The following is a 13,729-nucleotide window of genomic DNA, read 5'->3' as shown; positions in this document are numbered from 1 at the left end:
GAGGTTGCCCTAGACTTGGGTGTGCTCTGTTCGCGATCTGAAAGGTGCATCGTGCCCTCGAAACGCAGCCTTCGTTGGGCCGCCCTCCCTGTGGGAGTTGCGGCAGCCTTGGCCCTGGCGGGATGCTCTCCCACCGAGCTGAACGGCTTTCTTCCGGGCTTCGTGGAGGGTGGCCCCGCAGCCACCAATCAGACCGAGCGCGTCTCGTCGCTCTGGGTGAACTCGTGGATCGTGCTCCTCGCCGTCGGAATCATCACCTGGGGCCTGATGGCCTGGGCTGCGATCGCGTACCGCCGTCGCAAGGGCCAGACCGGCCTGCCGGTGCAGATGCGCTACAACATGCCGATCGAGATCTTCTACACGATCGTGCCGCTCATCCTCGTGCTGGGCATGTTCTTCTTCACGGCTCGTGACCAGACCGCGATCGAAGCCAAGTGGGACGAACCCGACGTCGAGATCACCGCGATCGCCAAGCAGTGGGCGTGGGACTTCCAGTACGACGGCGACAAGGAGGACAACTCCGACGCCGTGTGGACGATGGGCATCCAGGCTCAGCCCGACAAAGACGGCAACATCGACCAAGCGCAGTTGCCCACGCTGGTGCTGCCCGTCGACAAGAAGGTCACGATCAACCTTCAGTCGCGTGACGTCATCCACTCCTTCTGGATCATCGACTTCCTCTACAAGAAGGACATGTACATCGGGAAGGACAACTCGTGGTCCTTCATCCCGACCCGCGAGGGCGAGTACGCCGGCAAGTGCGCCGAGCTCTGCGGTGAATACCACTCGATGATGCTCTTCAACGTGAAGGTCGTCTCCGAGGACGATTACGAGGCCTACCTCCAGACGCTCGAAGAGAAGGGCAACACGGGCGACATCACCGACGCCTACGACCGTCTCTCGAACTTCCCGGGAACGACCCCGACGACCGACACCGAGGAAGGAGGGGAGTAAGCCATGTCGACCACTGAAGCTCCCCGTACCGACGAGGCTCCCAGATCTCGTCCCACCAGTCTGCCCGCCCGCCAGGCCGCTCTCATGAGCTCCTCGCGCGTGGAGCAGAAGGGCAACATCGTCGTCAAGTGGATCACGTCCACCGACCACAAGACCATCGGGTACATGTACCTGATCGCCTCGGTGATGTTCTTCCTCCTCGGCGGTGTGATGGCCCTCGTCATCCGTGCTGAGCTGTTCGCGCCGGGCATGCAGATCATCCCGACGAAGGAGCAGTACAACCAGCTGTTCACGATGCACGGCACGATCATGCTGCTGATGTTCGCGACGCCGCTGTTCGCAGGTTTCGCCAACGCGATCCTTCCGCTGCAGATCGGTGCGCCCGACGTCGCCTTCCCGCGTCTGAACGCCTTCGCCTTCTGGCTCTTCCTCTTCGGCTCGACCATCGCGGTCGCAGGCTTCCTCACGCCGCAGGGTGCGGCCTCCTTCGGATGGTTCGCGTATCAGCCACTCGCCGGAGCGTCCTTCTCGCCGGGTGCCGGTGGGAACCTGTGGATGGTGGGGCTGGGAATCTCCGGTTTCGGAACGATCCTCGGTGCCGTCAACTTCATCACCACGATCATCACGATGCGTGCTCCCGGTATGACGATGTGGCGTATGCCGATCTTCTCGTGGAACACGCTGATCACGAGCCTCCTGATCCTGATGGCGTTCCCGGTTCTCGCTGCGGCCATCTTCGCCGCGGCCGCGGACCGCATCCTGGGCGCTCACATCTACGATCCGGCCAACGGTGGTGTCCTGCTCTGGCAGCACCTGTTCTGGTTCTTCGGGCACCCTGAGGTCTACATCATCGCCCTGCCGTTCTTCGGCATCGTGTCGGAGATCTTCCCGGTCTTCAGCCGCAAGCCGATCTTCGGGTACAAGACGCTCGTCTACGCCACGATCGCGATCGCCGCGCTCTCGGTGGCGGTGTGGGCTCACCACATGTACGTCACCGGCTCGGTCCTGCTGCCGTTCTTCGCTCTGATGACGATGCTCATCGCGGTGCCGACCGGCGTGAAGATCTTCAACTGGATCGGAACACTCTGGCGAGGGTCCGTGACCTTCGAGACGCCGATGGTGTTCGCCCTCGGGTTCCTGGTCTCGTTCGTCTTCGGTGGTCTGACCGGTGTGATCCTGGCAGCCCCGCCGCTGGACTTCGCGCTCTCCGACTCCTACTTCGTCGTCGCGCACTTCCACTACGTGGTGTTCGGTACAGTCGTGTTCGCCATGTTCGCCGGCTTCTACTTCTGGTGGCCCAAGTGGACCGGGCGCATGCTCAACGAGCGTCTCGGCTACGTGCACTTCTGGTTGCTCTTCATCGGCTTCCACATGACGTTCCTCATCCAGCACTGGCTGGGTGTCGACGGAATGGTCCGTCGCTACGCGGACTACTCGGCCGCCGACGGCTGGACCTGGCAGAACCAGGTGTCGACGATCGGTGCGATCATCCTCGGCGCTTCGATGCTTCCGTTCTTCCTGAACGTCTGGATCACGGCTCGCAAGGCACCGAAGGTCACGGTCAACGACCCGTGGGGGTACGGCGCTTCGCTCGAATGGGCGACGTCCTGCCCGCCGCCGCGTCACAACTTCACGTCGATCCCGCGCATTCGCAGCGAGCGTCCTGCGTTCGACCTGAACCACCCGGAGGCCGCCGAGTTCGCGACCACGGCACCCGGCGAGCGAGAGGCCCACTAAGTCATGCGCGACAATGTCATTCTCTGGTGGATCCTGACGGCGTTCTTCGCCCTCGTCGGTGTCATCTACACCGGCTGGCACATCCTGGCCACGCCGGCGGACAACTTCGCCATGCGGATCGAGTGGGTCGGTACGGTCGCTCTGTTCTTCTCGGCGTTCATGGCCGCGATGATCGCGTTCTACCTGGACCGCACGCACAAGGCGCAGAGCGGTGAGCTCCCCGAAGACATCCTCACCGCGGATATCGACGACGGTGACCCCGAGCTCGGCGAGTTCAGCCCGTGGTCCTGGTGGCCGATCGTGCTCGCCGCTTCTGCGGGAGTCTTCGTCGTCGGCCTGGCTGTGGGGCACTTCCTGCTCCCGATCGGCCTCGCGATCTTCGTCGTCGCGATCGTCGGCTGGGTGTACGAGTACTACCGCGGCAACTTCGCTCGCTGACGCGACTGACGTCGAGAAGGCCCCCGGATCCGTCCGGGGGCCTTCTTCATGTTCAGCGCGAGGCGATCAGGCGCGGGTTCGGATGCGTGCGATCCCGGTCAGTGGGTCGACCGGACGTCGGTGCGTCCCGTCGGCGTCTTCGACCGGATAGCCTTCGCGCACCCAGTACTCGAAGCCGCCGATCATCTCACGCACTTTGTAGCCCAGTCGGGAGAATTCGAGTGCGCCCTTGGCACCGGCGTTGCAGCCGGGGCTCCAGCAGTACACCACGACCTCGGCGTCGGGGGAGATCTCACGCGGTGCTCTCGCCGCGATCTCGCTGTAGTGCATATGGATCGCACCGGCCACGCGCCCCTGTGCCCATGCCTCTTCAGACCGTACATCGATCACGACGATGTCGGTCTGAGCCTGACGGGCGGCATGGACATCGCTGGCGTCGGTCTCGTAAGCGAGTTTGGCGGCGTAGTAGTCGGCACGGTCGATCATGTGCCCAGCCTATTTCGCCGAGCTCCGCGGCGTCCTTCGTGTTCCTGCCGATCGGCGTGCGAAAACGGTCAGCGATACCGCCGCCGCGGTCAGAGGCGTACCGTCATCTGCACGCGGGGCCCGTGGCGCAGGAGACCGAGCTCCTCCTCGACCTGGACCAGGCTGCGCAGCAGAGGAGTGTCCGGCGTCGTCACGGCGAAACCGCAGGACGCGTAGAACGGCGCATTCCAGGGGACATCCGCATATGTACGAAGCGTCATCCTCGAGCTGCCTCGGCGTCGGGCCTCCGCCATCGCAGCCGCCAGCAGTCGGCGTCCGATACCGCGTCGCCCGAACTCCGGAAGCACCGAGAGCTGCTCGAGGTGAGTGCCTCCCTCGATTTCCAGAACATGCGCGAAGCCGATGAGGCCCGGTGACGAGGACTCATCGCCGCCGTGCTCGGCCACGAGCACGAACCCTGGCGCCGTGGCACGCTCGTGCGGGGGCGTGGGCGGCGGCCAATCGACGGCACCGAATCTCTCGACCAGCAGGGTATCCGCGGCGATCTCGATGCGCTCCGTGGCTGCCTCATCGGCGGGACGTGCCTCGCGGATCAAGACCTCCATGATCACGCGTCCGCGACGGCGGCGATCGCCTCGATCTCCACGAGTTGGTCGTCATAGCCGAGGACCGTCACGCCCAGCAGGGTGCTGGGCACATCGTGCGCGCCGAACGCGGCATGGACCACGTCCCACGCCGTGACGAGGTCTGCTTGCGACGTGGACGCCACGAGCACGCGCGTGCTGATCACGTCGGTCAGGTCGGCGCCCGCGACCTCCAGTGCGCCCTTGAGCGTCTCGACGCAGCGTGCCGCCTGGGCCGCGTAGTCTCCGGGCGCAGCGGTCGAGCCGTCATCGTTGAGCGGGCACGCGCCGGCGAGGAAGATGAGGCGGGATCCGGCCGGCGCGGTGGCAGCGTAGGCGTAGGGGGTTTCCGCGAGGTTGTCGGCACGGATCAGGCGGACGACGGATGACATGGTTCGATCCTTTCATCGGGCAGGTGACGAAGAAGGCCCCGTTCGTGTGAGCGGGGCCTTCTTCGATGGGGGGAGTGGCGACTACTCGCCGTCCTCCGACTTCTTCTTCCGAGGCTTCTTCACCGGCTCCGTGGCGATCACCGTGCTGGGGGTGTTCGGCGTCTCATCGACGTGCGTCTCATCGACGGTGAGCGGGGCGTCAGGGAAGCCGGCGCGCTCGTGGGCGCCCTGGATCTCTGCGGCCTCGGTCTCTTCGTTGTGAGCCGTGACGTGATGCTGATGGGCGTCGGCTGCCTCGACCTCGGCCTGCGTGAGCGGAGCGAGGCGGTCCTCGAAGAACCAGCGGGAGATCGAGGAACGGAGGTTCTCCGTCCACGGGATGCGGCCCTTGGCGTTCGGGCGAACCACGAGGGGCTCGTAGCTGTCGACGTCGATGAGCTTCCAGCGGTCGTACTTGTCGACGGGCTGGTGCACCTCGATGAACTCACCACCGGGGAGGCGGACGATGCGTCCGGACTCGTATCCGTGCAGGACGATCTCACGATCCTTCTTCTGCAGCGCGATGCAGATGCGCTTTGTGACGAAGTATCCGAGGATCGGGCCGAGGAACAGGAGCGCCTGCAGCGTGTGGATCACGCCTTCCATCGTGAGCATGAAGTGCGTCGCGATGAGGTCGGACGAAGCCGCTGCCCACAGGACCGCGTAGAAGATGACGCCGGCGGCACCGATCGCCGTACGCGTCGCCGCGTTGCGGGGACGCTGAGCGATGTGGTGCTCGCGCTTGTCTCCGGTGACCCATGCTTCGAGGAAGGGATAGATCGCGACGATCACGATGAACAGACCGAGTACGAGGACCGGGGCGATGATCCCGAACGACCACGTGTGGTTGAGGAACACGATGTCCCAGTTCGACGGAGCCAGGCGCAGCGCACCGTCGGCGAACCCGATGTACCAGTCGGGCTGGGTGCCGGCGGAGACGGGCGACGGGTCGTAGGGGCCGTAGTTCCAGATCGGGTTGATCTGGAAGAACGTCGCGATCAGCACGATGGTGCCGAACACGATGAACAGGTAGCCGCCCATCTTCGACATGTACACCGGCATCATCGGGTAGCCCACGACGTTGTCGTTCGTGCGGCCGGGGCCGGCGAACTGCGTGTGCTTGTTGACGATCATCAGCATCAGGTGCACGACGATCAGCGCGATGACCAGCATCGGGAGCAACAGGATGTGGAGGGTGTACAGACGTCCGACGATGTCGGTTCCCGGGAACTCGCCACCGAAGAGGAGGAACGAGGTCCACGTGCCGATCAGGGGGAGACCCTTGATCATGCCGTCGATGATGCGGAGGCCGTTACCCGAGAGCAGGTCGTCGGGGAGCGAGTAGCCGGTGAAGCCCTCTGCCATCGCGAGGATGAACAGGACGAAACCGATGACCCAGTTGAGCTCGCGCGGCTTGCGGAATGCGCCGGTGAAGAACACGCGGAGCATGTGCACGCCGATTCCGGCGATGAACACCAGAGCGGCCCAGTGGTGGATCTGACGGACCAGGAGGCCGCCTCGCAGATCGAAGGAGATATGCAGCGACGATTCGAGAGCCGCCGACATCTCGATCCCACGCATCGGGGCGTAGGCGCCGGTGTAGTGGGTCTCGACCATCGACGCGTCGAAGAAGAACGTCAGGAAGGTTCCGGAGAGGAACACGACGACGAAGCTCCACAGCGCGATCTCGCCGAGCATGAACGACCAGTGGTCGGGGAAGATCTTCCGTCCGAGTTCCTTGACGAAACCGGAGATGCTGGTGCGCTCATCGATGTAGTTCGACGCGGCACCGACGAAGCGACCGCCGAGGGGTGCCTTGGTGTCGTTGTCGTCTTTGGACAGCGTTGCGGTGCTCAATGGCGCTCCCAGAAGCTCGGGCCGACGGGTTCCTTGAAGTCGCTGCGTGCGACCAGGTAGCCCTCGTCATCGACGGTGATGGGCAGCTGCGGCAGCGGACGTGCCGCAGGGCCGAAGATGACCTTGGCGTGGTCCGTGACGTCGAACTGCGACTGGTGGCACGGGCACAGGAGGTGATGGGTCTGCTGCTCGTAGAGGGCCACGGGGCAGCCGACGTGCGTGCAGACCTTGGAGTAGGCGACGATGCCGTCGTAGGACCAGTCCTTGCGGTCCTCAGCTTCGATCAGCTGCTCGGGACGCAGGCGCATCATGAGGACGATGGCCTTCGCCTTCTCCTCGAGGTAGCCGTCGTGGTGACTGAGCGTGGCGAGCTCTTCGGGGATCACGTGGAACGCGGATCCGAGGGTCACGTCCGCAGCGCGGATCGGGGTGCCGTCGGGGTCGCGGACGAGGCGGCTGCCCTCTTCCCACATCGTGTGCTTGAGGAGTGCGACCGGGTCACCGGCGATGGGGTCGTCAGGCGTGGAGTGCGGTGCGAGGCCACGGAACAGCGTGACTCCGGGGATGATCGAGGCGACGATCGCGGCGAACAGCGAGTTGCGGATCATGGAGCGGCGCCCGAAGCCCGACTCCTCGTTCGCGTCGGAGAAGGCCTTGATCGCAGCCTCGCGCGTCGAGTCCTTGCCGCGCGTGGGGTGACGGTGCTCGATGAACTCCTTGTCGGACATGAGCGCCTTGGACCAGTGGATCGCACCGATTCCGAGGGCCAGGAGCGCGAGAGCGATCCCGAGACCGATGAAGAGGTTGTTCTGCCGGATGTCGATGAGCGCGCCGCTCTCGATCGGGAACAGCATGTAAGCGGCGACCGCCCAGATGCTTCCCGCGAGCGAAAGGTAGAACAGCGTGTAGACAGTGCGGACAGCGGCCTTCTCAGCGCGCGGGTCCTTATCGGTCATCCGCTCGCGATGCGGCGGAAGCCCGGGGTTCTGCACGGGATCGCTGACTGCGACACCCAGCCCCGGAGAGGGCTGGTAGGCCCTGTCAAGAGCCTGCGAGTCGTCGTCGTGTGCCATGGTGCTCCTCGTACGTTCCTCTTCGATGAATAAGCGTCAGTTGGACTTCGCCGTGATCCACACGGTGGCGGCGACGAGCGCGCCGATACCGAAGATCCACACGAACAGTCCCTCGGAGACCGGCCCGAGAGAGCCGAGCGAGAAGCCGCCGACCTGCACGGACTGCTGCTGGAAGAGCAGAGCCGAGATGATGTCGCGCTTGTCCTCGTCCGACAGGTTCATGTCACCGAAGACCGGCATGTTCTGCGGGCCGGTGACCATGGCCGCGTAGATGTGCAGGGCACTGGTCTCGGTCAGGGCGGGGGCGTACTTGCCCTCGGTGAGTGCACCACCGGCTGCGGCCACGTTGTGGCACATGGCGCAGTTCACGCGGAACAACTCGGCTCCGTGCGAGACGTCGCCTTCCCCGTCGAGGATGCGCTCGTCCGGGAAGGTCGGGCCGGGGGCCGTGGACTGCACGAACGAGGAGATCGCGAGGATCTGCTCTTCGGTGAACTGCGGCTCCTTCTGCGGCGCCTGCGGTCCCTGCATCTGCAGAGGCATGCGACCGGTCGACAGCTGGAATTCGGTCGCCAGCTCGCCCACGCCGTAGAGGCTGGGGCCGTTGGCGGTTCCCTGCAGGTCGAGACCGTGGCAGGTGGCGCAGTTCGCCGTGAACAGCTTCTCGCCGTCTTCGACGGTCAGCTGGGTCGTGGCAGCCTGCGTGTCGGACGCTGCGAATGCGGCGGTTGCACCGGCATAGACCGCGCCGGTGATCATGAGGCCTGCTCCGATGAGCGCGGCCGCCGCCAAAGGGCTGCGACGACCGCTGGAACGGCGCTTCTTCTCTCGTGCCATCTCGGGGATCAGCTCCGCTCTTATTTCAGGAAGTAGATAACGAGGAACAGCACGATCCAGACGACGTCGACGAAGTGCCAGTAGTAGGACACCACGATCGAGGAGGTCGCCTCCTTGTGCCGGAAGTTCTTGACGGCGTAGGCGCGGCCGATGACGAGCAGGAACGCGACGAGCCCACCGGTGACGTGCAGGGCGTGGAAGCCGGTCGTCAGGTAGAACGCCGAGGCGTAGGAGTCGGCACCGATCGGCATGCCTTCAGCGACCAGCTGCGCGTACTCCCAGACCTGGCCGGACACGAAGATCGCGCCGAGGGCGAAGGTGAGGAAGAACCACTCGACCATTCCCCAGCCGAACAGACGACGGCGGCCGGCGCCGTTCTTCTGCCCCTTGCCGATCTTGTAGGGCTGCAGGTCTTCTGCCGCGAACACGCCCATCTGGCACGTGAACGAGGACAGGACCAGGATCGCAGTGTTCACTGCGGCGAACGGGACGTTCAGCAGCTCGGTCCGGTCAGCCCACAGCTCCGGTGAGGTGCTGCGGAGGGTGAAGTAGATCGCGAAGAGTCCCGCGAAGAACATCACCTCACTGCCGAGCCACACAATGGTGCCGACAGCTACCGGGTTGGGCCGCTTAATCGTTCTCGCCGCCGGGGCATACGTCGCTGAGGTCGTCACCCCTCCATTATGGCCGATCTCGGGCGTGATTCTTGCACCAGCGCCCTTCGATTCACCCGTCCGCGACTTAGGGGACCCTAAGAAAACCCTGCGAATACCTGGTGAATCCGCGGGAAACAGCGGTCGGCCGCGGATCGGAGCTCCGACGGGAAGGATCTGCATGTTTTCTCCGCGCCGATAGGATCGCACACATGGCTGATTCGCTGACCTGGTCCGACGTGCTCACTTCTCTGCTGGAGCGTCGCGATCTCAGCGTCTGGGAGTCCACATGGGCCATGCGCCAGATCATGCGGGGAGACGTCAGCGAAGCCCAGCTCGCAGGTTTCCTCATCGCGTTGCGGGCGAAGGGCGAGACGATCGACGAGATCGTCGGTTTCCGTGATGCGATCCTCGAGGCGGCCGTTCCGCTGCCGGTGTCGCCGGATGTGCTCGACATCGTGGGAACGGGCGGCGACCGCGTCGGCACGGTGAACGTGTCGACCACGGCGGCGATCGTCATCGGTGCGACTGGCGTTCCAGTGGTCAAGCACGGGAATCGGGCCGCAAGCTCGGCTTCGGGTTCGTCCGACGTCCTCGGGGCGCTGGGACTCGAGCTCTCCCTCGATCCGGCGGCCGTCGCGACCATCCTCGACCGCACCGGCATCACGTTCGCGTGGGCGGGCGCATTCCACCCCGGTTTCAAGCACGCGGGCGCCGTGCGCGCCGAGCTGGGTGTCCCCACCGTCTTCAACATGCTCGGGCCGCTCTGCAATCCCGCACGTGCCGAAGCCAATGCCGTAGGTGTCGCGCAGATCGAGCGCGTTCCTCTCATCACCGGTGTCTTCCGGACCCGCGGCGCCACAGCGCTCGTCTTCCGTGGGGACGACGGCCTCGACGAACTCACCACGACCGGGCACAGCCGGATCTGGGAGGTCACGCGCGGCGACATCCACGAGCATGACCTCGACCCGCGCGACCTCGGCATCCCGATCGCCGATCTCGCCGATCTGATCGGTGGCTCGCCCCAGCACAACGCGGAGGTGCTCCGGCGCACGCTGGCGGGGGAGCCCGGCGCGGTGCGCGACATCGTGCTGTTGAATGCCGCTGCCGGCATCGTGGCCTTCGAGCTGTCTCAGGATGCAGGTCAGGTGCAGCGCCCGATTCTGGAGCGACTGCGCGAGGGCTACGAGAAGGCGTCGGCAGCGATCGACGATGGGCGCGCGCTCGCGAAGCTCGACCAGTGGATCGGTGTGAGTCGCGAGCTCTCGTCACCGAAGGAGTGACCGTGGATCCCGTCGACGCGCTGCTCGAGATCGCCTCCCTGCTGGAGCGTGAGCGTGCGTCGCGGTACCGCGCGAAGGCCTTCCGACAGGCAGCTGCGACGCTGCGGGATCTGCCCGACGACGTTCAGCGCGATCCCACGCGGCTGCGTGCAGCCAAAGGTATCGGCGAGTCCACCTTCGCGGTGATTCGTCAGGCGCAGGCCGGGCAGGTCCCCGACTACCTCGTCGAGTTGCGCGGTGATGTCGAGCCCGAGCGCATGTCGGAGCTCCGCGGGAAGCTCCGCGGCGACCTGCACGCTCACACGGACTGGTCGGACGGGACCACACCGATCTCGGTGATGGCTGCCGCTGCCAGGGCGCTCGGACATGAGTACCAGGCGATCACCGATCATTCGCCGCGCCTCCGGGTCGCTCGGGGACTGTCGGCCGAGCGCCTTCGGGAGCAGATGCCGCTGGTCCGCGCGGAATCCGGTGACGGCTTCACCCTGCTCGCGGGCATCGAGGTCGACATCCTGGAAGACGGGGGCCTCGATCAGGAGGACGGTCTGCTCGCCGAGCTGGACATCGTCGTGGCGTCGGTTCATTCCAAACTGCGCATGGATGCGCGGGCGATGACCGCACGCATGATCGCCGCGGTCGCGCACCCTCGGGTCAACGTGCTCGGGCACTGCACCGGACGCCTCGTGCAGGGCGACCGAGGAACGCGCCCTCCGTCGACGTTCGATGCCCAGGCCGTTTTCGCCGCCTGCGCGGAGAACGGCGTGGCGGTCGAGATCAACTCGCGACCGGAGCGGCAGGATCCGCCGGACGATCTGATCGCGATCGCTCTCGCTGAGGGATGCCTGTTCTCGATCGATTCGGATGCGCACGCGCCCGGCCAGCTCTCGCTGCTCGACCACGGAGCAGAACGTGCAGAGCGCGCCGGCGTCCCGTCAGCGCGGATCGTCACGACCTGGGGTCTCGAGCGGCTGCTCGCCTGGGCGGAGTGATTCGCCGTCGAACCCCGGCCGTCAGTCTGCGGCGAGGGCGGCGTTCGACACGGCAGTGAGGGCACGCGTCATCGAGCCGCCGAGGTTCCATTTCTCGGCGAGAGCCGTTGCGGCATCCGCCTCCGCGGGGTCGAGCGCGCGCAGGGGGACGTCGGGGACCGTGATCGGCAGCGACGTCGCGACCGCGACCACCGTCGGGGCGACGTCGAGATAGTCGGACGCGGCGAGCAGCTTCGCCCGTACTCCGGCGCTCATCCCTTCGCCCGCTTTCGCCGCGGCACGGATGCCCTCCAGGTCTGCGTGCGTCTGCAACAGGGTGGCCGCGGTCTTCTCACCCACGCCGGCGACTCCGGGCAGGCCGTCCGAAGCATCGCCGCGCATGGTCGCGAAGTCGGCGTACTGCGAAGGGAGTACCCCGTACTTCGCGACGACGGTGGCGTCGGTCACGACCTCGAGGTTGCTCATTCCGCGGGCGGTGTAGATGACGCGGACGTCGCGTGCATCGTCCACGAGCTGGAACAGGTCACGGTCGCCGGTGACGATGTCGACGGGCATCGTGGCCTTCGTGGCGAGGGTGCCGATCACATCGTCGGCCTCGTGCTCGGCGACACCGATGATGGGAATGCCGATGGCCGCCAGAGTCTCACGGATGAGGGGGATCTGCGCTTCGAGGGGGTCGGGTACCTCTTCGACATCGGGGCCGCTGGCGACCACCTCCACGACACGGTGGGTCTTGTAGGTGGGGATGAGGTCGACGCGCCACTGCGGTCGCCAGTCGTCGTCCCAGCAGGCGATCACGTGCGTGGGCTCGTAAAGGGTGACGAGCTTGGCGATGATGTCGAGGAGACCGCGAGCAGCATTGATCGGGGAGCCGTCGGGTGCCGTCACCTTGTCGGGGACGCCGTAGAACGCGCGGAAATAGAGGCTGGCGGTGTCGAGCAGCATCAGTCGATCGGTCACGAACGACAGTCTGGCACGGCGGTCCGACGCAGGGTGCGGAGAGCGGACTGTCCTGGCGCTCAACATCCCGTGGCGCGGGGTTGTTCGGCACAGGTGCGAGCGACGAGAGCGGTGTCGGCCTCGTAGATACGGATCCGCTGCGCGGAACCCTCGATGGCGAGTCCGCCGACCACCGGGAACCAGCCTCCACCGATATCGACCTCTGCCGTGTAGTACGCCGTGACGTGGGTGAGGAAGGTTCCGCGTGTGCGATAGGTATGGCTCGTCGGCGTCGGAGTGAACGGCGCCTGCCCGAGTGCAGTCCACGTCTGGCCACCGCCTGCTGCGGTCGCCGTGCTCCCATCCCCATAGGAGAAGACGAAACGAGCGGGGGAGAACCGCACGCTGACCGGTCGGCCCAGGAGAGTGCCGCTGCGAGTCTGCGCCGATGCCGAAGCCACGAAGTTCATCGGCAGCCCTGCGACGCCCACGTTGCCGGGCTCGCCCACTGTCGTCACGGGCGCGGGCGCGAACTGCGCGACATCGGTGATCGTGAGCGGCGCGCCGTCGTCGTTCGTCACGCGCTCCGCCGAGATCCCACAACTCGTGGTCCGGACTGGATCGGGAACACACGGCCGCGGTGCGTCGGGGGTGTCTGGATGAGTACGAGAACCATGCTCCGGCTCTCTGGACGGTTGAGTCTGGGTGCCGGACACCACGACGCTTCCTTGATCGCTGCCAACGACGACATCGACGCCGCCGACGCCGTCCGGGGATCCTCCGGCCTGCATGAGGAGAGCGACCAGCAAGATTGACGGGACTAGGCGGGACATTCGGCGTTCTCATCCCGTGCGGCGTGGTCGATGAGCAGCTGATCGCCAGACAAGATAAACGTCACCCGAAGCGAGTTCATGTCGGGACGTGCTGGATCGACTACCGAGGCTCCGGAGCTATTCAGGACATCCGATGCGCTCACATCTACACAGGCGTACGCCACAACTTCTCGGAACGGCGGCGCGCTGTTTACGCCGACGAACTTACTCACGGTCACGGACCCCACCATTGAGTCACCGTCAGCGTGGAGTTTCGAGAGCGTGCGCCGGTCAGACGCATTGAAGTTGCCGCTGGAGAGGGCGAATGCCGCGTCGAACGTAGCTGGATCACTAAGGTCAACAGAATTCAACGCGTCGTTGTACGCGCGGTAGGTGGCCTCGGCGGCGGCGAACGCTTCTTCCTCGGACGCGAAGGCGGCGGTCGGGGTCGGGGTCGGCACGGGGTCGGGGGCGCACCCCGTGAGCAGCGCGACGGCGGCCACGAGGATCGCGAGTCGCGTCGGAAGGGCGGGGGTCAGGGGAGTAGCCGGTGTCACCCCGCCACCGTAGGAGTAATGGGCCTCGGCCGGTTCGAGTTATCCACAGGGAGGGCCTTC

At 65.6% G+C, this 13,729-nt stretch carries 16 protein-coding genes; 6 read left to right on the top strand and 10 right to left on the bottom strand.

Translation table 11 applies throughout. From position 1 onward, the window contains the following. Positions 1-51 precede the first annotated feature (51 nt). From coxB to LRQ07_RS10455, 3 genes are read left to right on the top strand one after another with little or no spacing between them, the layout of a single operon-like run. Positions 52-954 (top strand): cytochrome c oxidase subunit II, encoded by a 903-nt coding sequence (gene coxB / locus LRQ07_RS10465; protein WP_248540639.1) that lies wholly within the window; start codon positions 52-54, stop codon positions 952-954. A 3-nt stretch (positions 955-957) separates the two neighbouring features. After that, on the top strand, positions 958-2,691 hold the full coding sequence (ctaD, locus tag LRQ07_RS10460; protein WP_047524054.1) for a cytochrome c oxidase subunit I: 1,734 nt from the start codon (positions 958-960) through the stop codon (positions 2,689-2,691). Between the two features lie 3 nt (positions 2,692-2,694). Beyond that, the gene (locus tag LRQ07_RS10455) at positions 2,695-3,129 is read left to right on the top strand and encodes a cytochrome c oxidase subunit 4 (RefSeq protein ID WP_047524053.1); all 435 of its coding nucleotides are present in this window, start codon (positions 2,695-2,697) and stop codon (positions 3,127-3,129) included. Positions 3,130-3,195: 66 nt separating this feature from the next. On the opposite strand, the gene LRQ07_RS10450 is transcribed toward LRQ07_RS10455, so the two are convergent. From LRQ07_RS10450 to LRQ07_RS10420, 7 genes are all read right to left on the bottom strand, one after another. Next, a complete protein-coding gene (locus LRQ07_RS10450; protein ID WP_248540638.1) occupies positions 3,196-3,615 on the bottom strand; it encodes a rhodanese-like domain-containing protein in 420 nt (139 codons plus the stop codon). Between the two features lie 89 nt (positions 3,616-3,704). Then, a complete protein-coding gene (locus LRQ07_RS10445; protein WP_256534532.1) occupies positions 3,705-4,220 on the bottom strand; it encodes a GNAT family N-acetyltransferase in 516 nt (171 codons plus the stop codon). Between the two features lie 2 nt (positions 4,221-4,222). Next, on the bottom strand, positions 4,223-4,630 hold the full coding sequence (locus LRQ07_RS10440) for a RidA family protein (protein ID WP_256534531.1): 408 nt from the start codon (positions 4,628-4,630) through the stop codon (positions 4,223-4,225). An 81-nt stretch (positions 4,631-4,711) separates the two neighbouring features. Then, complete coding sequence (locus tag LRQ07_RS10435; RefSeq protein WP_256534530.1) at positions 4,712-6,526, bottom strand: cytochrome b; 1,815 nt, start codon at positions 6,524-6,526, stop codon at positions 4,712-4,714. Continuing rightward, positions 6,523-7,599 carry a ubiquinol-cytochrome c reductase iron-sulfur subunit gene (locus LRQ07_RS10430; RefSeq protein WP_134351499.1) on the bottom strand — a complete coding sequence of 359 codons (1,077 nt, stop codon included), beginning with the start codon at positions 7,597-7,599 and terminating at the stop codon, positions 6,523-6,525. Before LRQ07_RS10430 ends, LRQ07_RS10435 begins: the two co-directional genes overlap by 4 nt. A 36-nt stretch (positions 7,600-7,635) precedes the next feature. Further along, complete coding sequence (locus LRQ07_RS10425; protein ID WP_047524047.1) at positions 7,636-8,436, bottom strand: c-type cytochrome; 801 nt, start codon at positions 8,434-8,436, stop codon at positions 7,636-7,638. 20 nt (positions 8,437-8,456) lie between these two features. Then, on the bottom strand, positions 8,457-9,014 hold the full coding sequence (locus tag LRQ07_RS10420; protein WP_226533298.1) for a heme-copper oxidase subunit III: 558 nt from the start codon (positions 9,012-9,014) through the stop codon (positions 8,457-8,459). 287 nt (positions 9,015-9,301) lie between these two features. On the opposite strand from LRQ07_RS10420, the gene trpD reads away from it, so the two are divergent. Both trpD and LRQ07_RS10410 read left to right on the top strand, forming a co-directional pair. Then, positions 9,302-10,372 carry an anthranilate phosphoribosyltransferase gene (gene trpD, locus LRQ07_RS10415; RefSeq protein ID WP_232761647.1) on the top strand — a complete coding sequence of 357 codons (1,071 nt, stop codon included), beginning with the start codon at positions 9,302-9,304 and terminating at the stop codon, positions 10,370-10,372. A gap of 2 nt (positions 10,373-10,374) precedes the next feature. After that, entirely contained in the window at positions 10,375-11,361 is a 987-nt protein-coding gene (locus LRQ07_RS10410; protein ID WP_205802293.1) for a PHP domain-containing protein, read from the top strand. Between the two features lie 21 nt (positions 11,362-11,382). Here the strand turns inward: LRQ07_RS10410 and LRQ07_RS10405 are convergent, their stop codons facing one another. After that, a complete protein-coding gene (locus LRQ07_RS10405) occupies positions 11,383-12,321 on the bottom strand; it encodes a 5'-3' exonuclease (protein ID WP_256534529.1) in 939 nt (312 codons plus the stop codon). Between the two features lie 59 nt (positions 12,322-12,380). Then, positions 12,381-12,881 carry a hypothetical protein gene (locus tag LRQ07_RS10400; protein WP_256534528.1) on the bottom strand — a complete coding sequence of 167 codons (501 nt, stop codon included), beginning with the start codon at positions 12,879-12,881 and terminating at the stop codon, positions 12,381-12,383. A gap of 78 nt (positions 12,882-12,959) precedes the next feature. Between LRQ07_RS10400 and LRQ07_RS10395 the strand changes: the two genes are divergently transcribed. Next, complete coding sequence (locus LRQ07_RS10395) at positions 12,960-13,115, top strand: hypothetical protein (protein WP_256534527.1); 156 nt, start codon at positions 12,960-12,962, stop codon at positions 13,113-13,115. 5 nt (positions 13,116-13,120) lie between these two features. Here the strand turns inward: LRQ07_RS10395 and LRQ07_RS10390 are convergent, their stop codons facing one another. After that, the gene (locus LRQ07_RS10390) at positions 13,121-13,669 is read right to left on the bottom strand and encodes a hypothetical protein (RefSeq protein ID WP_256534526.1); all 549 of its coding nucleotides are present in this window, start codon (positions 13,667-13,669) and stop codon (positions 13,121-13,123) included. Positions 13,670-13,729 lie beyond the last annotated feature (60 nt).

This window comes from Microbacterium sp. J1-1, assembly GCF_024498615.1.
Taxonomy (GTDB): Bacteria; Actinomycetota; Actinomycetes; order Actinomycetales; family Microbacteriaceae; genus Microbacterium; species Microbacterium aurugineum.
Note: the sequence above shows the minus strand (reverse complement) of the source record. Positions and strands in the feature narration are given on the sequence as shown.